Consider the following 17,539-nt stretch of genomic DNA (forward strand, 5'->3'; position numbering starts at 1 on the left):
GGTCAAGACGGGAGGCAGGATGTCAGGCACCTTCAATCACGGCGACGTGCGCCAACTGGCCTACGACCTGACCGAGGGCGATGGCCCCGGCGTGGTCTTCCTTGGTGGGTTCCGGTCCGACAAGGAAGGGACCAAGGCGCTTTACCTCGAAGAATGGGCCGGGAGACGGGGGCAGGCGTTCCTCCGCTTCGACTATTCGGGCCACGGTCAGTCCTCGGGCGATTTTCTCGACGGTTCCATCGGGGACTGGGCCGAGGATGCCGCCGCCATCATCTCGGGCCTGACCGATGGGCCGCAGGTGCTGGTTGGCTCGTCCATGGGGGGCTGGATCTCTCTCCTGATCGCCCGCGCGATGCCGGAAAAGGTCGCGGGCCTCGTCACCATCGCCGCTGCGCCCGACTTCACCGAAGACAGCATGTGGGCCGGGTTCGACGAGGATCAGCGCCGGACGCTGATGGAGGACGGGCAGATCGCGTTACCGTCCGACTATTCGGATGAGCCCTACATCATCACCCGCCGCCTGATCGAAGACGGGCGGCAGAACCTCGTTCTGCGGACGCCCTTGCCGCTGCCTTTCCCGACGCGCTTTCTGCAAGGCACTGCGGATGTCGATGTCCCGCCATCCGTCGCCTATCGCCTGCTCGACCATGCCACCGGTCCGGACATGCGGCTGACGCTGGTCAAGGACGCCGATCACCGTTTTTCCGACCCCGAATGCCTGACGCTGATCGCGCATTCGGTCGAGGACGTGCTTGCAAGGGCCGCGGCATGATCACGCCACGCCGCGCGCGGCTCCGCCGCATGGCGCTCTGGCTGCTGTTCATCGTGGCGGTGGGGCCGGCACTGCTCTGGGGGCTTTTGCCGCGCGAAGAGATCGACACCGCGCCGCGCTTCGACGCCGCCGCCATCGGCACAGATCCGGAGGCCTATCTCGCCATGCGCGAGGGTGTCTTCGACGACATCACGCCCGGCGCGGAAAAGTCGATCCGATGGGCGGGCGAGCCGGGCGAGACCACCGATATCGTCCTGATCTACATTCACGGGTTTTCGGCCACCGCCGCTGAAATCCGCCCCGTGCCCGAGCGTCTGGCGGACGACATCGGCGCCAACCTGATCTTCACGCGTCTCGCCGGGCATGGCCGGGACGGTGCGGCGATGGTGGCGGGCAACGTGTCGGACTGGATGTTCGATCTAGACGAGGCGCTGGCCATCGCCGACCGGATCGGGGGCCGCACTGTCATCATGGGCACCTCCACCGGCGCGACGCTCGCCATTCTGGCACTGGCCGAAGGGCGCGAGGCCGAGGCCGCGATCCTGATCGCGCCGAACCTAAAGATCGCCAACCCGCTCTCTGCTGTCCTGACATTTCCCGCCGCGCGGTCATGGGTGCCGCCGTTGTTCGGCCGGGAACGGAGCTTCGAGCCGCAGAACGAGGAGCACGCGCGCTACTGGACCACCGCCTACCCGACAGAGGCGCTGTTCCAGATGGCGGCGCTGGTCGAGCATGTGCGCGGGCTGGATCATGCGGCCATCGAAACGCCCGCGTTGTTCCAGTTCTCGGACGCCGATACCGTCGTTGACCACACCGCCACCCGCGCCGTGGCCGAGGCCTGGGGCGGTCCGGTCACGGTCAATGCGGTAACGCTGACGCCGGGGGATGACAGTTTCAACCACGTGATCGCGGGCGACATCCTCAGCCCCGGCATGACCGACAGCGCGGTCGAGACATTCGCGGGCTGGATCAGGGATCAGCTTTCGACGGAATAGGGCAGGGTGCCGCGCCGGTCATGGTCGACGGTCAGTTGCCGCTCCAGCGGCGGGACCGAGCGTTGGTGGCAGTCCGTCCGCTCGCAGATGCGGCAGGAAATCCCGATCGGCTCGAACGCGGCGGCATCGTTCAGGTCCAGACCGTCGGCATAGACCACGTCCTGCGCGTGGCTGATCTCGCAGCCGAGGCCAAGGGCGAAGCGCCGCGTGGGGGCACGGAACGCGCCGCCCCCGGTCGAGACCTCGCGTGCAAGACAGAAGTATCTGACGCCGTCCGGCGTCTCGGCCAGTTGCCTGAGGAAGCGGCCCGGCGTCTCGAAAGCACGGTGGACGTTCCAGAGCGGGCAGGCACCGCCGTAGCGTGCGAATTGCAGCCGCGTGGCCGAGTGCCGCTTGGTGATCGTGCCCGCCTGATCGACCCGGACGAAGAAAAACGGCACGCCCTTCAGCCCCTGCCGCTGAAGCGTGGAAAGCCGGTGGCAGACCTGCTCAAGCGACGCGCCGAACCGCGCGGCGAGCAGTTCCAGATCGTGCCGCGTCTCGCGCGCGGCGGCGTGGAAGGCCTTGTAGGGCAGCAGCGCCGCACCGGCGAAATAGTTGGCCAACCCGATTTTGGCGATGTCGCGGGCCGTGTCCGACTGGAACCGCGCAAGGTCGAGCGTCGCTTCCAGCAGGTCCGAATGGGCCAGAAGCGCAATCTGGTGCAAAAGCTGAAAGCGCCGGGTGGCCCGCTCGGCGCGGCGGGACAGGCGGATCACGCCTTCCTTACGGTCGAAATCGCGAAGGACGCCCGGGTCGTCCACCTCTTTCACCTGAAACCCGTGCCGCGCCAGCATCCGCTCGATGCCTTCGTCCAGATGCTCGGGCGGGGCAAAGGCTTCGGCGGCACGGTCGACCGCGTCGATATAGTTGTCGCAATAGTGGAAGAAATCGCGCACCTCGTCCCAGGGCGACGCACCGGGGCGCACTTCGGTCCCGCCAAGCGCCTCGTCAAGCGATGCCAGCCGCTCCGAGGTCTGGCGATAGGCCCGGTGCAGCGTCAGAAGTGCCCGCGCCACGGCGGGCGCGTTCGACGCGACGAGGCGCAGGTCCACCGTGGGCGGCAGGTCGTCCTTGAAGATCGGATCGGCCAGCACCTCTTTCAGGTCGCTCACCACACGCTCGCCATCCCCGGCGGCCAGTTCGCTGACGTCGAAGCCGAATTCCTGCACGAGTGACAGGATCACGGTGGACGACACCGGCCGGTGGTTGTTCTCCATCTGGTTCAGATAGGGAAGCGAAACTCCAAGCCGCTCGGCAAAGGCCTTCTGGGTCAGGCCCAGCCGGGTGCGGGTCTCGCGCAATTTTGCGCCGGCATAGAGTTTCTGGGTCGCCATCCGCGCCTCCGGTCTTTGCAAAACCGTGGCGCGTTTTTGCAAAGCTTACAAGGCTTCGGAAACGTCGACCTGCTTTTCCCGCGCGATCACGTAATGGATCGACAGCACCGAAAGCGCCGTTGTTATCGCCATCAGCAGAAGAAGCGGCAGGCTGCCATTGCCCCAGGCAAGCGAGATGCCGGCAAAGACGGACATACCGGCGCCGCCGCCGATCATGATGGCGCTGCCGAGGCCCGAGGCCGTACCCGCCAAGTGCGGCCGGACCGACAGCATGCCCGCGCTGGCGTTCGGCATGATCAACCCGTTGCCGAGGCCGACAAAGGTACAGAAGCCGAAGAACAGGACGGGGCCATTCAGCCCGACAGCGTTGAGAGCGCTGGCGACCAGCAGCCCGCCCAGGCTGATCCATGCCCCGACCCTGATCATCCAATTGATGCCGAAGCGCACCGAATAACGACCCGACAGGAAATTGCCCACGGCATAGCCGACTGCCGGCGCACCGAACCCGACCCCGGCCCAGAAGGATGAGAGACCATACACGTCGGACGCCACCAGCGGTGCGCCGCCGAGAAAGGCAAAGAATGCACCCGAGGCAAAGGCAGCGGTAAATACATAGCCCCAGAAACGGCGCGATCCGAAAAGCTCGGGGTAATCCTGAAACTGCGCGCGGAAGCTCCGTCCCTCGCCCGAGGCCGTTTCGCCCAGATCGAACCAGATCAGCGCTCCCACACCCAGACCGGCGGCGGTCAGGAACCAGAAGGTCGATTGCCAGCCGAACGCCTCGTCCAGCGCGCCGCCGATCATCGGGGCGACCATCGGAACGAGGGCCATGCCCATGGTGACATAGCCGATCATCGACGCGGCCTCGTTCTGGGGCACCATGTCCCGAACGATGGCCCGGCTCAGGACCAGCCCCGCGGCGACGACCGCCTGCACCAGCCGCCAGAACAGGAAGACTTCGACAGTGTTCGCGAAAAGGCAGCCCAGCGTGGCCACGACGAAGATGCCGGTCGACACCAGAAGCACGCTGCGGCGACCGTAACGGTCGCTGATTGGACCGATGAAGACCTGCAGAACCGCCGTCGCGGCCAGATAGAGCGACACCGCAAGCTGCATGATCCCGTATTCCGTCTCGAAGAACCGGGTCATCGCGGGAAGCGACGGCAGAAACGCGGACATGTTCATCGCGCCGAGACCGGCAATCAGAACGAGTGTCACGATATGGGGCGGCGTGCTACGGTCCAGAAATCGGACCTTCGGGATCGCTGACATTGCGCTGAATTAGGTCTACTGAACCGTTCTGTCCAGTCGCAGAGACTTGTGCAAAAGCGCACACGAAATTTGCAAATAATTGGCTTCGCTATTCGCACAATTTGCAAATTTGCCAGATTTCTCTTTGTTCCGCCTGCAGCCCCCGTTAGGTCGGATCAATGAAGAGGGAGGCGCAATCATGTCCGATATTCTGAGCGAACTGGAAGCCCGCCGGGCGAATGCCCGCCTTGGCGGCGGCGAGGCCCGGATCGAGGCGCATCACGCCAAGGGCAAGCTGACCGCGCGCGAGCGGATCGAGCTTCTGCTCGATGACGGCTCGTTCGAGGAATTCGACATGTTCGTTACCCACCGCACGACCGATTTCAACATGGCGGCGACCAAGCCTGCGGGCGACGGCGTCGTGACGGGCTGGGGCACGATCAATGGCCGGCAGGTCTATGTCTTTTCCCAGGACTTCACGGTTTTCGGCGGATCGCTGTCGGAAACCCACGCCCAGAAGATCTGCAAGATCATGGATATGGCGATGCAGAACGGCGCGCCGGTCATCGGCATCAACGACTCGGGCGGCGCCCGCATTCAGGAAGGCGTGGCCTCGCTCGCCGGCTATGCCGAAGTGTTCCAGCGCAACATCATGGCCTCGGGCGTGGTGCCGCAGATCAGCGTGATCATGGGGCCCTGCGCGGGCGGCGCCGTCTATTCGCCCGCCATGACCGACTTCATCTTCATGGTGAAAGACACGTCCTACATGTTCGTCACCGGTCCAGACGTCGTGAAGACAGTCACGAACGAAGTCGTTACCGCCGAAGAACTGGGCGGCGCATCGACTCACACGAAGAAGAGTTCGGTCGCGGACGGTGCCTTCGAGAACGATGTCGAGGCTCTGATCGAGATTCGCCGCCTGTTCGACTTCCTGCCGCTGTCAAACCGCACGGCCCCGCCGACGCGGCCCTTCTTCGATGACCCGGCCCGCGTGGAAGAAAGCCTCGACACGCTCATACCCACGAATCCCAACCAGCCCTATGACATGAAGGAGCTGATCCACAAAATCGCGGACGAGGGCGACTTCTACGAGATCCAAGAAGACTTCGCCGCGAACATCATCACGGGGTTCGTCCGGCTCGAAGGGTCGACCGTCGGCGTGGTGGCGAACCAGCCGCTCGTGCTGGCCGGTGTGCTCGATATTGATTCGAGCCGGAAGGCCGCGCGCTTCGTCCGATTCTGCGACGCGTTCGAAATTCCGATCCTGACGCTGGTCGATGTGCCCGGATTCCTGCCGGGAACTAGTCAGGAATACGGCGGCGTCATCAAGCATGGCGCAAAACTGCTCTTCGCTTATGGCGAGGCGACGGTCCCGAAAGTGACCGTGATTACCCGAAAAGCCTATGGCGGGGCCTATGACGTGATGGCGTCCAAGCATTTGCGCGGCGACTTCAATTATGCCTGGCCTACCGCTCAGATTGCGGTGATGGGGGCCAAGGGCGCGACTGAAATTCTCTATCGCTCCGAGCTGGGCGACCCCGAGAAGATCGCCGAGCGCACCGCGGAATATGAGAAAAACTTCGCAAATCCGTTCCGTGCAGCGGAACGCGGCTTCATCGACGAGGTGATCCTGCCCCACTCGACGCGCCGACGTGTCTGCCGCGCTTTCGCGTCGCTCAGGGGCAAGAAACTGAGCAATCCGTGGAAAAAGCACGACAACATCCCGCTCTGATGATGCACTTCCGCCACATTCCCGAGAGATCTGAAAACATTGGTCGCGAAATGACACATGGTTGCGTCTCTGCCGCTATTCAGCAAATATCCGCTCAGCGCGAAGGGGATAAATTTTTCTTTGCGTCCCGGTCGGATAAGTTGGCGGAAGCCGGCCAACCGGCTGAAAACCTAGTTGCGGTCGACTGTGCTGAGAATGCAGTCGCTACAGATCGAAGGAGACAGTTATGTCCACCACCATCAAGTCGCTCATCGCGCTTTCCCTCCTCACCCTCGTCACCGCCTGCGCCCAGCAGGAAGAAGTCGTGGTTGTCGAGCCCGAGCCGATCATGGCTGAGCCCACCATGGACAAGATGTAATACATCTTGTGGTCTGACCTCTCCCTCGCGGGGGGGTCAGACCCTCTCCCTCTTCAGAGGGGGAAGTGACGCGCGGCCGTATCCGGGGGCCCCGTCATGCTGAAACACAAAGGCTTTCCCGGCCGTTTCCCCGGAACCGATTTCCAATTCACCATCCGTCGCGCGAACCCCAAGGGGGTTACACCGCTCAAGCGGCGCGAACGCCATGCCGACCGCAAACCGGCGGACAAGCGGGCCGATGCTGCCTTCATGGCCTGTCTCTGGGACTATTTCGGGGACGAGACCTTCGAGCGCGGCAATCTTGATGCGGGGCGCCTGTCCTGGCTTTTCGGGCGCGAGGTCGTGCCCGCAGAAGACCCGTTCGACCCCGAAAGCTATGACGCGCTCCTCAGGATCGACGTGGACCGAGCGCAAGTCTCGTTCCCCGACGCCTTCGACGGGACGTGGACGGCATGATTCTGCCTGTCTCCTCCGGAATTCAGCGAGTCGCCGCCCAAAGCGACCGCGTCTGGCATCCGTGCTTTGCCCATACGAAAGATTGCGGCACAGTTCAGGGCAGGGCGCTCCCCTCCAGCAGTTGCAGTTTTGGCGCCCGTGAAAGTCATAACCGTTACCCTTCCCCTTCCGGGTGGACCGGCGCTCCCCCTTGTGCCGGTCCGCTCGGTCCTTTCTCTGGGCGATGGTTCGCCGATCGCGCGATCCGGCGCGGAATCGGCCTTGTGTCATGGCATAACAACGCGAAATGTGTCGTTCATTCCGGGCAGATTGACCAACACAAAGGCAGATCAATATGGGCAAACCCCTCACCCTTCTCGCAATCGTCGCAACCCTCGGCCTTGCCGCCTGCGGCGATAACGACCTCGAACGCGGCGTCTCGGGCGCAGCCATCGGTGCCGTCGGCGCTGAGCTTACCGGCGGCAACGCGGTCACCGGCGCGGCCGTCGGCGGCGCAGCCGGCGTCTTCTGCGACGACCTCACGCCTCAGCTCTGCCGCTAAGGCGGCACTGACAGCACACAGACCAGAACGCGCGGAAACGGCGCGGGCCCCGGCCCGTGCCGTTTTTCGTATGCGCACCATCCAACGGGGACAGACATGTTCAAGAAAATCCTGATCGCGAACCGGGGCGAGATCGCCTGCCGTGTCATCAAGACCGCCCGCAAGATGGGGATCGCCACCGTCGCGGTCTATTCAGACGCCGACGCGAACGCGCTGCACGTCAAGATGGCTGACGAGGCCGTCCATATCGGCCCGCCGCCCGCGAACCAGTCCTACATCGTGATCGACAAGATCATGGAGGCGATCCGCCAGACCGGCGCCGAGGCGGTGCATCCGGGCTATGGCTTCCTGTCCGAGAATCCGAAATTCGCCGCCGCGCTTGAGAAAGAGGGCGTCGCCTTCATCGGCCCGCCCGTGGGTGCCATCGAAGCGATGGGCGACAAGATCACGTCGAAGAAACTCGCCGCAGAAGCCGGCGTCTCGACCGTACCGGGCTACATGGGCCTGATCGAGGATGCCGACGAGGCGGTGAAGATCAGCCACGAGATCGGCTATCCCGTGATGATCAAGGCCAGCGCCGGCGGCGGCGGCAAGGGAATGCGCATCGCCTGGAACGATGACGAGGCGCGCGAGGGCTTCCAGTCGTCCAAGAACGAGGCCGCGTCGTCCTTCGGGGACGACCGCATCTTCATCGAGAAATTCGTGACCCAGCCGCGCCATATCGAGATTCAGGTGCTGGCCGACACTCACGGCAACACGATCTACCTGAACGAGCGCGAATGCTCGATCCAGCGCCGGAACCAGAAGGTTGTCGAAGAGGCGCCGTCGCCCTTCCTTGACGCCGAGACGCGGAAGGCAATGGGCGAGCAGGCCTGTGCGCTGGCCGCCGCCGTGGACTATGCCAGCGCCGGCACGGTCGAATTCATCGTGGACGGGGACAAGAATTTCTACTTCCTCGAGATGAACACCCGCCTTCAGGTCGAGCATCCGGTGACCGAACTGATCACCGGCGTCGACCTGGTCGAACAGATGATCCGCGTGGCGGCGGGCGAGAAACTGTCGCTGACGCAGGCGGATATCGGCATCAACGGCTGGGCCATCGAGAACCGCGTTTATGCCGAGGACCCCTATCGCGGCTTCCTGCCGTCGATTGGCCGCCTGACCCGCTACCGCCCACCCGCCGAGGCGCGAGGCGCGGACGGGATCGTCCGGAACGATACCGGCGTCTACGAGGGCGGCGAGATCTCGATGTTCTACGATCCGATGATCGCCAAGCTCTGCACATGGGCGCCGACGCGGACGGATGCGATCGAGGTCATGCGGAACGCCCTCGACAGTTTCGAGCTGGAAGGGATCGGGCACAATATCCCGTTCCTCGCCGCCGTCATGGATCACCCGAAGTTCATCTCGGGCGACATGACCACCGCCTTTATCGCGGAAGAATACCCTGACGGCTTCGAAGGCGTTACGCTGGACGATACCGCGCTCCGCCGGATCGCTGCCGCGACCGTGGCCATGCACCGCGTCGCCGAGATCCGGCGCACCCGCGTCACGGGCCGTATGGGCAACCACGAGCGCCGCGTCGGAACCGACTGGGTGGTCAGCGTCGATGACGCGCAGTTCGCCGTTACCATCGCCGCCGACCCCAAGGGGGCAGATGTGCGCTTTGCCGACGGCGCGATCCTTCGCGTCGAAAGCGACTGGGTTCCGGGGCAGTCGCTCGCGGTGCTGTCAGTGGGCGGTGAGACACTGATCCTGAAGACCGACAAGCGCACCGGCGGCTTCCGCATCCGCTATCGCGGCGCCGACGTCACCGTGCGAGTCATGTCCCCCCGTCAGGCCGAGCTGGCCGCACTGATGCCGGAAAAGATCGCGCCCGACACGTCCAAGATGCTCCTCTGCCCGATGCCGGGCCTCGTCGTGAAGATCGACGTGGAAGAGGGGCAGGAGGTGCAGGAAGGTCAGGCGCTTTGCACCATCGAGGCGATGAAGATGGAAAACATCCTGCGCGCCGAGAAAAAGGGCAAAGTGTCCAAGATCAACGCCGGTCCGGGCGACAGCCTCGCCGTTGACGACGTGATCATGGAGTTCGAGTGATGCCTTACCGCCCCCGCTTGGCGTCGCGGATTTCCTGCTGGCGCATCGGCATTTTGTCGATGGACCGGCTGATTTCGCGCACGTCCCAGGGGAAGGGTTTTCTCAGCTTCACACCGCCATCCTTGCCGATCAGCGTCAGCATGAAGCCGCGCGGACGGAGTTTGCGGCGCAATTCCGAGCGGTCGTCGGGCGAGGTGTCGGTGATGATCACCACATCACGCGCGATCAGTTCGTCCATCCGCTGGGTCAAAAGCTCGATCTGCTGGCTGAAGGCAGGGTCGGCTGCGGTGTCGGCGAAGACGATCACGGGCCGGGCGATCCACTTGAACTCGTCAAGCGTCACCTCGCTGGCATCGAAGATGCGCGCGCGGTCCGCCCCCCAGATGTCGGCGGCGGAATCCGTCGCCGTGCCATCGGTCGCGCCGGCCGCAAATGGCAGCGCGACAAGAGCAGCAAGCGTTAGTCTTTTCAGAGCGTTGGTCAGAAACATCGTTCCTCCATCGCTATTCAATATAGGCCGCCCGGCCGGAAACTTAAGACCAATGACGTCCGGTCACGGTCTTTTCACCAGAAACCTCCACGCCTGGGAGATATCCGCATGACCGATTGGAAGTCGCTCGCTGAGAAAGAGCTTCGGGGACGCGCCATCGACGACCTCACATGGGAGACGCTGGAGGGGATCAGGGTCAAACCGCTCTATACCGAGGACGATCTGGAAGGGCTCGACCATCTGGGCTCGACACCCGGCGCCGCGCCCTTCACGCGGGGCGTCAAGGCGACGATGTATGCGGGCCGCCCGTGGACCATCCGGCAATACGCGGGTTTCTCGACCGCCGAGGAATCGAACGCTTTTTACCGTCGCGCGCTCGCCGCCGGACAGCAGGGCGTCTCGGTCGCCTTCGACCTCGCCACGCACCGCGGCTATGACAGCGACCACCCGCGCGTTCTGGGCGATGTCGGCAAGGCGGGGGTCGCCATAGACAGCGTCGAGGACATGAAGATCCTCTTCGACGGCATCCCGCTCGATCAGGTCTCGGTCTCGATGACGATGAACGGCGCGGTAATCCCGATCCTCGCCAGCTTCATCGTGACGGGCGAGGAACAGGGCCATGATCAGGCGCTGTTGTCCGGCACCATCCAGAACGACATTCTGAAAGAGTTCATGGTGCGGAACACCTATGTCTATCCGCCCGAACCCTCGATGCGGATCGTGGCCGATATCATCGAATACACCTCCGACCACATGCCCAAGTTCAACTCGATCTCGATCTCGGGCTACCACATGCAGGAGGCTGGCGCGAACCTCGTGCAGGAACTTGCCTTCACCCTCGCCGACGGCCGGGAATACGTCCGCGCCGCCATCGCGCGCGGCATGGATGTCGACCGCTTCGCGGGGCGCCTCAGCTTCTTCTTCGCCATCGGCATGAATTTCTTCATGGAGGCGGCCAAGCTTCGCGCCGCGCGGCTTCTCTGGAGCCGGATCATGGACGAGTTCGAGCCGAAGAACCCGCGCTCGAAGATGCTCCGCACCCACTGCCAGACCTCCGGCGTCTCGCTTCAGGAGCAGGACCCCTACAACAACGTGGTCCGCACGGCCTATGAGGCGATGAGCGCGGTTCTGGGCGGCACGCAGTCGCTCCACACCAACGCGCTCGACGAGGCCATCGCGCTGCCCACCGATTTCTCGGCGCGGATCGCGCGGAATACCCAGCTGATCCTTCAGGAAGAGACCGGCGTCACAAACGTTGTCGATCCGCTTGCCGGGTCCTACTACGTCGAGAGCCTGACGGCGGAACTGGCGGAAAAGGCGTGGGAGCTGATCGAAGAGGTCGACCAGATGGGCGGCATGACCAAGGCCGTGGCGTCGGGGATGCCCAAGCTTCGCATCGAGGAAAGCGCCGCGCGACGGCAGGCCATGATCGACCGGGGCGAAGAGGTGATCGTCGGCGTTAACAAGTACCGCAAGGACAAGGAAGACCCGATCGACATTCTCGACATCGACAATGACAAGGTCCGCGCCAGCCAGATCGCGCGGATCGAGAAAACCCGCGCCAGCCGCGATCAGGCCGCCTGCGACGCGGCGCTCGACGGCGTCGAGCAGGCCGCGCGCGAGGGCGGCAACCTCTTGGCCGCCGCCGTCGAGGCGGCGCGCGCACGTGCAACCGTAGGAGAGATCAGCATGGCCATGGAAAAGGTCTTCGGCCGTCATCGCGCCGAGGTAAAGACGCTTGCCGGTGTCTATGGTGCCGCCTACGAGGGCGATGAAGGCTTCGCCGCGATCCAGAAGGACGTCGAGACCTTTGCCGAGGAAGAGGGGCGGCGTCCGCGGATGCTGGTGGTCAAGATGGGGCAGGACGGTCACGACCGGGGTGCCAAGGTGATCGCAACTGCCTTCGCGGATATCGGCTTCGACGTGGATGTGGGCCCCTTGTTCCAGACCCCGGAAGAGGCCGCCGACGACGCCATCGACAACGATGTCCACGTGGTCGGCATCTCGTCCCAGGCGGCGGGGCACAAGACGCTTGCGCCCAAACTGATCGAGGCGCTGCGGGACCGGGACGCGGGGGATATCATCGTGATCTGCGGCGGCGTGATCCCGCAGCAGGATTACGAATTCCTGAAGAAGGTGGGCGTCAAGGCGATCTTCGGCCCCGGCACGAATATCCCCGAGGCCGCCGCCGACATCCTGCGTCTGATCCGCGAGGCGCGCAGCGCATAGGTTGACCCTGCGGCAGGCAATCGCCTGCCGCGTGTTTTCCGTCTTGCCACGGTTCTGGATACATTCCAGAAATCGCAGCAATGTTTACGCTCGAACTGGATCACCTCGCGGTCGTGGCCCGCACGCTGGAAGAAGGCACGACCTTCGTCGAAGCGGTGCTGGGCGCCGAGATGTCTTCGGGCGGCAAGCATCCCGCGATGGGAACACATAACCGTCTGCTCTCGCTCGGCCATGACGTCTATCTCGAGGTTATCGCCGTCGACCCCGACGCGCCCAGGCCCGAGCATCGTCGCTGGTTCAATCTCGACGCCTACGACGGCGCGCCGCGCCTGATGAACTGGATTTGCCGGACCGACGATATCGGGGCGGCGCTGGAAAACGCACCCGCGGGTTCGGGCCGGCAGCTGCCGCAGACGCGGGGCGATCTGAGCTGGACCATGGCCGTGCCCGAATTCGGCCGGCTGCCCTATGACGATGCGTCGCCTGCGCTGATCGAATGGTCCGGCGGAATGCACCCGGCCCGGCGCCTGCCGGACCACGGCTTCCGTCTCAGCCGGCTCGACGTGTTTCATCCGCGCGCGAACGATCTTCTGGCCGACTTCCCCGCGCTTCACCGCCTGCCGCAGGTCGCCGTGCGCGAGGGGCCGGAGAAACGCCTGATCGCGACGATTTCGACCCCAGAGGGCAACAGGATCCTGGCGTGACGGTGCGGGCGGCCACACCCGACGACGCGGGCCAGGTCGCCCTGATCCTGAATCACTACATCCGCCACACCACGGTCAGCTTCAAACCAAACGAATACAGCGACGACGCGGTCAGGTCGCTGATCGAGGCGCAGCCCTTCTGGGTGGCCGAGGCGGATGACCGGGTCATAGGATATGCCACCTACGGACAGTTTCGGAACGGCCCGGGCTATGCCCGCACGATGGAGCACACGATACTCATGGCTCCTGACGCAAAGGGCAAAGGCGCCGGACGGGCGCTGATGGCCACGCTGGAACGCCACGCGCGGGATGCGGGCGCGGGCTCTCTCTGGGCCGGTGTCTCGGGCGAAAACCCCGAGGGCCTCGCCTTTCACAAGGCCATCGGGTTCGAAGAGGTCGCAGTCCTTGAAAAGGTCGGCTTCAAGTTCGGGCGATGGCTCGACCTGACGCTTCTCAGGAAATGGCTGGCCCCGAACTCTTGAAAAGAGTTCGGCCGAAAACTCTTTTCAAGAGTTTTCCAAGGGTTCCGAAACGGCGCGCGCCCGACTAGGGTCGCCCCATGTCTGTCTGGTCCCGCATAGCCGATGCCCTTGCCGCGCTTCGCGCCGGCGAAAGCCTGTCGGATGTCTTCGACAAGCTCCGCACGCCGCCCGAGCGGACCATCGGTTTCACCATCGCCGTCATCGGTCTCGGCGCGAAAATGGCCAAGGCGGATGGTCTCGTAACCCGCGACGAGGTCACCGCATTTCGCGAGGTCTTCCACATTCCGCGCGACGAAGAGGCGAACGCCGCCCGCATCTTCAACATGGCGCGGACCGACGTGGCCGGGTTCGAGGAGTATGCGGGCCGGATTGCGCGCATGTTCGGCGCCTCGGACAGTGTGCTGGTCGACCTGATGGAAGGGCTTTTCTACATCGCCCTGGCCGATGGGGAATACCACCCGAACGAGGACGACTTCCTGCACCGGGTGGCCGAGATCTTCGGCCTCAGCGAGCGCGATTTCCGTGCCATCCGCACCCGCTTCGTGGCCGATGCCGAGCCCGATCCCTGGGACGTTCTCGGCGTCGATCCTGACGCGCCGCTCGATGAGGCGCGCAAGGCATGGCGGCAACTGGTTCGCGACACCCATCCCGACCGCATGGTGGCGCGGGGCGTGCCGGAAGAGGCGGTGAAGCTGGCCGAAAAGCGCCTGATCGCCATCAACCGGGCGTGGGAGACCATCTCGGAAGGCCGCGCCTGAGATGCGCTTGGCCACCTACAACGTCGAATGGTTCACCCATCTCTTCGATGATGACGGCAAAATCCGCGATGACGGCGGCTGGTCGGGGCGGCATGACGTGCGGCGGCGGGATCAACTGGATGCGCTCGGCATCGTCTTTTCCGCGCTCGACGCCGACGGAGTGATGATCATCGAAGCGCCCGACAGTCACCGCCGCCGGGACGGGATCGCGGCACTGGAAAACTTCGCCGCCCGGATGGAGCTTCGGGCACGGAAGGCCGTCATGGGCTTCGTCAACGAGACGCAGCAGGAGATCGCGTTTCTCTACGACCCCGACGCGATGGACGCGCGACACGACCCGAAGGGCGCCCCCCGCTTCGACGAGGCCTACAAGATCGACCTCGATGTCGACGCCGCGCCCGAGAAGGTCGTCTGGTCAAAGCCGCCTCTGGAACTGGCCATCGAGACCGCCACCGGCCCCCTGCGCCTGATCGGCGTCCATGCCAAGTCCAAGGCCCCCCACGGCGCCCATGGCCGCGACGCCATCATGCGCGTCGCCATCGACAATCGCCGCAAGCAACTGGCGCAATGTATCTGGCTCAGAGAGCGGGTGGACGACCATCTGGATGCGGGCGACGAGGTGATCGTGATGGGTGACTTCAACGACGGCCCCGGTCTGGACGAATACGAAAAGCTCTTTGGCCGATCCGGGGTCGAGATCGTGATCGGGGGCGAGGGCGAGACACGGCTCATCGACCCTCACGCACAGGCCATCATCGACAGCCCCTTCGGCGGCGGACCAACCAGCGCGCGGTTCTGGATGGATGATCAGAAGCGTTACATGGAGACGCTGCTCGACTACATCATGGTCTCGCCCAATCTGGCCGGACGGGCAGGGGATTGGCGCATATGGCACCCGTTCGATGACCCGGTCTGCTACCGGACGCCAGAGTTGCAGGAGGCTCTTTTGACCGCGTCGGACCACTTCCCGGTCAGTATCGAGGTCGCCTGAGCCTCAGCGGGCGATGTAACGGTCGCGGCGGTGGTTCGTCGCGATGATGGTGTTCAGCACGACTGCGCCCAGAAGCGACCAGACGACCACCGGCCAGGGAAAAAGAAAGACCGCCAGTGTGAAGACCACAAGATCGAAGGCAAGCTGGGTGTAACCGGCGGGGATGTCTTTGGTGTCCTGAAGGATCAGCGCCACGATGCCGACGCCGCCAAGCGTCGCGCCATGCCGGAAGAGCGAGATCAGGCCCACTCCGGCGAGAATGCCCGCAAGGACGGCGCCAAGGGCGGGGGGCATATCGTTGATCGTCAGAACGAGGGGCAGCGTATCGGCGATGACCGACATCAGCGCCACCGCCACCGTCGTCTTGGCGACAAAGCGCCAGCCCATCCGGGTCAGGCCCAACAGAAAAAACGGCACGTTCATCAGGAAAAAGACGAGGCCGAAGGACCAGTCACTGGCATAGGTCGTTACCAGAGCCAGACCGGCGATCTGTCCTGTGATCAGGTCAGAGGCGCGCAGGAACTGGATCGACAGCGCCACAAGGGTCGTGCCCACAAGAATACCCTGCACATCCTCCAGAAAGGAATGGCGGTCGGCGGGAGGTTTTTCGAGCAGCAACATGGGTCATGAGTTATGACCTATTTGCCGATCCGTCAACGCTCTCTGCGTGACTCCGCCGTCCGCGTCGCTTCGCCCGTTGACGCCCCCGGCCCGCCATTGCAAGGTTCGCGCGGACCTTGACGCGGGGGGAACATGGACGCTGGCTCCGATGCCGCGACCGAAGACTGGGGGCCATTCGGACGGCCCTTGTTCGACGATCCGTCGGCGCGCGCGCTGTCGCGGATCGGCGTGGTCGATGTCGGCTCGAACTCGGTGCGTCTGGTCATCTTCGACGGCGCAGCGCGCAGCCCTGCGTACTTCTTCAACGAGAAAGTCATGGCCGGCCTCGGCGCCGGCATGGCCGAGACGGGGAAGCTGAACCCCGAGGGCAAGGCCCGCGCGCTGTCTGCCATCAAGCGCTTTCAGCTACTGGCACAGAATATGGGAATCGCGCCGTTGACGGCTGTGGCCACAGCTGCCGTGCGCGAGGCGGAGGACGGTCCTGCGTTCAGGGAGGAAATACGGCGTGAGACCGGCCTCCGCCTTTGGGTTATCGATGGAGAGGAAGAGGCGCGGCTCTCGGCGCAGGGGGTCCTTCTGGGCTGGCCCGGTGCCAAGGGGCTGGTGTCCGATATCGGTGGCTCGTCCATGGAGCTGGCGCAGCTTGCCGACGGGCGCGTGGGAAAGCGCATTTCGTCGAAGCTGGGCCCGCAGCGGCTCAAGAACATTCCGGGCGGCAAGAAGGGCGTAAAGGCCCATATCCGTACCGAGATCAAAAAGCTGGTGGACGTGGTCGGAAACGAGCCCAAGCGCCTGTTCCTCGTGGGCGGGTCGTGGCGCGCTATCGCACGCATCGACATGGACCGGCGCGGCTATCCCCTGGCGGTCCTGCACGAATACCGGATGACGCGGAAGGACGTTCTGGCGACGGTCGACTACATCGCGAACGCCGATCTGGAAGAGCTTCGGCTCAGGACCGGGCTGGGCGAAAGCCGGATGTCGCTGGTGCCGCTCGCGTCGCTGGTCCTGAAAGAGATGGTCAAGCAGATCAAACCGGGCGAGATCGCGGTGTCGAGTTACGGTATCCGCGAGGGAATGCTTTACGAGCAGATGCCTCAGCGCCTTCGCGACCGCGACCCGCTGGTCGAGGCCTGCCGCTTCATCGAACAGAAGGACGCGCGCATCCCCGGTTTCGGGCGGCGTCTCTATGATTTCGTCAGCCCGCTTTTCGGGGCCCGAAACGCACCTGCCAAACGGCTTATCAAGGCGGCCTGCCTGCTTCACGACGTAAGCTGGCGCGCGCATCCGGATTATCGGCACGAGGTCTGTTTCGACACGGTGACACGCGCCAATCTTGGCGGCATGAACCATCAGGAACGTATCTTCCTCGGGCTGGCGCTTCTTCACCGTTACAAGAACAATCGCGACGGCTCCCCCTTCGAGCCACTGTTCGACCTGCTCGAACCCGAGGATATTCGATGGGCCGAAGTCCTGGGAAAGGCGCTTCGTTTCGGCGCGATGCTGACGGCGTCGGAAGACGACACCATGGGCAAACTTCGGTATTTCCCGAAGAAGGAGCGGCTGGAGCTGAAGCTCGCGCCCGGCACACGTGCGCTCTTCGGTGAAGTGGCCGAGGCACGGCTTACCGCGCTGGCGCAGGCTCTCGGCCCCGAGGTACAGGTCACGGTCAAAGGCCGTTGACCGTCC

Annotated in this window: 17 protein-coding genes; 13 read left to right on the forward strand and 4 right to left on the reverse strand. The window is 64.2% G+C overall.

Going from position 1 to position 17,539, the window contains the following annotated elements; all coding sequences use genetic code 11:
• Nucleotides 1-19: 19 nt before the first annotated feature.
• Entirely contained in the window at nucleotides 20-772 is a 753-nt protein-coding gene (locus GQ651_RS13190) for an alpha/beta hydrolase (RefSeq protein ID WP_160764706.1), read from the forward strand.
• A complete protein-coding gene (locus GQ651_RS13195; RefSeq protein WP_160764707.1) occupies nucleotides 769-1,767 on the forward strand; it encodes an alpha/beta hydrolase in 999 nt (332 codons plus the stop codon). Before GQ651_RS13190 ends, GQ651_RS13195 begins: the two co-directional genes overlap by 4 nt.
• Here the strand turns inward: GQ651_RS13195 and GQ651_RS13200 are convergent.
• Both GQ651_RS13200 and GQ651_RS13205 read right to left on the reverse strand, forming a co-directional pair.
• Nucleotides 1,749-3,143 carry a helix-turn-helix domain-containing protein gene (locus tag GQ651_RS13200; protein ID WP_160764708.1) on the reverse strand — a complete coding sequence of 465 codons (1,395 nt, stop codon included), beginning with the start codon at nucleotides 3,141-3,143 and terminating at the stop codon, nucleotides 1,749-1,751. The two genes, GQ651_RS13195 and GQ651_RS13200, sit on opposite strands and share 19 nt — an antisense overlap.
• A 45-nt stretch (nucleotides 3,144-3,188) precedes the next feature.
• The gene (locus GQ651_RS13205) at nucleotides 3,189-4,415 is read right to left on the reverse strand and encodes a multidrug effflux MFS transporter (RefSeq protein ID WP_160764709.1); all 1,227 of its coding nucleotides are present in this window, start codon (nucleotides 4,413-4,415) and stop codon (nucleotides 3,189-3,191) included.
• A gap of 178 nt (nucleotides 4,416-4,593) precedes the next feature.
• On the opposite strand from GQ651_RS13205, the gene GQ651_RS13210 reads away from it, so the two are divergent.
• The 5 genes from GQ651_RS13210 to GQ651_RS13225 all read left to right on the forward strand — a co-directional run bounded on the left by GQ651_RS13210 (nucleotide 4,594) and on the right by GQ651_RS13225 (nucleotide 9,578).
• Nucleotides 4,594-6,126, forward strand: a complete 1,533-nt coding sequence (locus GQ651_RS13210; RefSeq protein WP_160764710.1) for an acyl-CoA carboxylase subunit beta — start codon at nucleotides 4,594-4,596, stop codon at nucleotides 6,124-6,126.
• Nucleotides 6,127-6,352: 226 nt separating this feature from the next.
• Nucleotides 6,353-6,484 (forward strand): hypothetical protein, encoded by a 132-nt coding sequence (locus GQ651_RS18935; RefSeq protein WP_264464703.1) that lies wholly within the window; start codon nucleotides 6,353-6,355, stop codon nucleotides 6,482-6,484.
• A gap of 96 nt (nucleotides 6,485-6,580) precedes the next feature.
• Nucleotides 6,581-6,940 carry a hypothetical protein gene (locus GQ651_RS13215; protein ID WP_160764711.1) on the forward strand — a complete coding sequence of 120 codons (360 nt, stop codon included), beginning with the start codon at nucleotides 6,581-6,583 and terminating at the stop codon, nucleotides 6,938-6,940.
• A 334-nt stretch (nucleotides 6,941-7,274) separates the two neighbouring features.
• On the forward strand, nucleotides 7,275-7,481 hold the full coding sequence (locus GQ651_RS13220; protein WP_160764712.1) for a hypothetical protein: 207 nt from the start codon (nucleotides 7,275-7,277) through the stop codon (nucleotides 7,479-7,481).
• A 96-nt stretch (nucleotides 7,482-7,577) separates the two neighbouring features.
• A complete protein-coding gene (locus GQ651_RS13225; RefSeq protein WP_160764713.1) occupies nucleotides 7,578-9,578 on the forward strand; it encodes an acetyl-CoA carboxylase biotin carboxylase subunit in 2,001 nt (666 codons plus the stop codon).
• Between the two features lie 4 nt (nucleotides 9,579-9,582).
• Here the strand turns inward: GQ651_RS13225 and GQ651_RS13230 are convergent, their stop codons facing one another.
• Nucleotides 9,583-10,068, reverse strand: coding sequence for a DUF4174 domain-containing protein (locus tag GQ651_RS13230; RefSeq protein ID WP_160764714.1), 486 nt, complete (start codon nucleotides 10,066-10,068; stop codon nucleotides 9,583-9,585).
• Nucleotides 10,069-10,170: 102 nt separating this feature from the next.
• Between GQ651_RS13230 and scpA the strand changes: the two genes are divergently transcribed.
• The 5 genes from scpA (at nucleotide 10,171) to GQ651_RS13255 (ending at nucleotide 15,232) form a co-directional block, all read left to right on the forward strand.
• Nucleotides 10,171-12,297 carry a methylmalonyl-CoA mutase gene (gene scpA / locus GQ651_RS13235; RefSeq protein ID WP_319637460.1) on the forward strand — a complete coding sequence of 709 codons (2,127 nt, stop codon included), beginning with the start codon at nucleotides 10,171-10,173 and terminating at the stop codon, nucleotides 12,295-12,297.
• Between the two features lie 80 nt (nucleotides 12,298-12,377).
• Nucleotides 12,378-13,001 (forward strand): VOC family protein, encoded by a 624-nt coding sequence (locus GQ651_RS13240; RefSeq protein ID WP_160764716.1) that lies wholly within the window; start codon nucleotides 12,378-12,380, stop codon nucleotides 12,999-13,001.
• Entirely contained in the window at nucleotides 12,998-13,483 is a 486-nt protein-coding gene (locus GQ651_RS18760) for a GNAT family N-acetyltransferase (protein ID WP_406565466.1), read from the forward strand. Before GQ651_RS13240 ends, GQ651_RS18760 begins: the two co-directional genes overlap by 4 nt.
• A 77-nt stretch (nucleotides 13,484-13,560) precedes the next feature.
• A complete protein-coding gene (locus tag GQ651_RS13250; RefSeq protein WP_160764718.1) occupies nucleotides 13,561-14,241 on the forward strand; it encodes a molecular chaperone DjiA in 681 nt (226 codons plus the stop codon).
• A gap of 1 nt (nucleotide 14,242) precedes the next feature.
• A complete protein-coding gene (locus tag GQ651_RS13255) occupies nucleotides 14,243-15,232 on the forward strand; it encodes an endonuclease/exonuclease/phosphatase family protein (RefSeq protein WP_160764719.1) in 990 nt (329 codons plus the stop codon).
• A gap of 3 nt (nucleotides 15,233-15,235) precedes the next feature.
• Here GQ651_RS13255 and GQ651_RS13260 read toward each other — a convergent pair whose 3' ends face one another.
• On the reverse strand, nucleotides 15,236-15,853 hold the full coding sequence (locus tag GQ651_RS13260; protein ID WP_160764720.1) for a YitT family protein: 618 nt from the start codon (nucleotides 15,851-15,853) through the stop codon (nucleotides 15,236-15,238).
• Between the two features lie 132 nt (nucleotides 15,854-15,985).
• On the opposite strand from GQ651_RS13260, the gene GQ651_RS13265 reads away from it, so the two are divergent.
• The gene (locus GQ651_RS13265) at nucleotides 15,986-17,533 is read left to right on the forward strand and encodes a Ppx/GppA family phosphatase (protein WP_160764721.1); all 1,548 of its coding nucleotides are present in this window, start codon (nucleotides 15,986-15,988) and stop codon (nucleotides 17,531-17,533) included.
• Nucleotides 17,534-17,539: the final 6 nt, after the last annotated feature.

The organism is Kangsaoukella pontilimi, from assembly GCF_009830125.1.
Classification (GTDB): Bacteria; Pseudomonadota; Alphaproteobacteria; order Rhodobacterales; family Rhodobacteraceae; genus Kangsaoukella; species Kangsaoukella pontilimi.

What these genes read in the sequence shown, in the direction of transcription:
- GQ651_RS13260 (WP_160764720.1), bottom strand. Translation starts at nt 15,853, where the DNA reads ATGTTGCTGCTCGAAAAACCTCCCGCCGACCGCCATTCCTTTCTGGAG.
- GQ651_RS13190 (WP_160764706.1), top strand. Translation starts at nt 20, where the DNA reads ATGTCAGGCACCTTCAATCACGGCGACGTGCGCCAACTGGCCTACGAC.
- GQ651_RS18935 (WP_264464703.1), top strand. Translation starts at nt 6,353, where the DNA reads ATGTCCACCACCATCAAGTCGCTCATCGCGCTTTCCCTCCTCACCCTC.
- GQ651_RS13205 (WP_160764709.1), bottom strand. Translation starts at nt 4,415, where the DNA reads ATGTCAGCGATCCCGAAGGTCCGATTTCTGGACCGTAGCACGCCGCCC.
- GQ651_RS13220 (WP_160764712.1), top strand. Translation starts at nt 7,275, where the DNA reads ATGGGCAAACCCCTCACCCTTCTCGCAATCGTCGCAACCCTCGGCCTT.
- GQ651_RS13230 (WP_160764714.1), bottom strand. Translation starts at nt 10,068, where the DNA reads ATGTTTCTGACCAACGCTCTGAAAAGACTAACGCTTGCTGCTCTTGTC.
- GQ651_RS13265 (WP_160764721.1), top strand. Translation starts at nt 15,986, where the DNA reads ATGGACGCTGGCTCCGATGCCGCGACCGAAGACTGGGGGCCATTCGGA.
- GQ651_RS13225 (WP_160764713.1), top strand. Translation starts at nt 7,578, where the DNA reads ATGTTCAAGAAAATCCTGATCGCGAACCGGGGCGAGATCGCCTGCCGT.
- GQ651_RS13210 (WP_160764710.1), top strand. Translation starts at nt 4,594, where the DNA reads ATGTCCGATATTCTGAGCGAACTGGAAGCCCGCCGGGCGAATGCCCGC.
- GQ651_RS13215 (WP_160764711.1), top strand. Translation starts at nt 6,581, where the DNA reads ATGCTGAAACACAAAGGCTTTCCCGGCCGTTTCCCCGGAACCGATTTC.
- GQ651_RS13255 (WP_160764719.1), top strand. Translation starts at nt 14,243, where the DNA reads ATGCGCTTGGCCACCTACAACGTCGAATGGTTCACCCATCTCTTCGAT.
- GQ651_RS13195 (WP_160764707.1), top strand. Translation starts at nt 769, where the DNA reads ATGATCACGCCACGCCGCGCGCGGCTCCGCCGCATGGCGCTCTGGCTG.
- GQ651_RS13250 (WP_160764718.1), top strand. Translation starts at nt 13,561, where the DNA reads ATGTCTGTCTGGTCCCGCATAGCCGATGCCCTTGCCGCGCTTCGCGCC.
- GQ651_RS13200 (WP_160764708.1), bottom strand. Translation starts at nt 3,143, where the DNA reads ATGGCGACCCAGAAACTCTATGCCGGCGCAAAATTGCGCGAGACCCGC.
- GQ651_RS13240 (WP_160764716.1), top strand. Translation starts at nt 12,378, where the DNA reads ATGTTTACGCTCGAACTGGATCACCTCGCGGTCGTGGCCCGCACGCTG.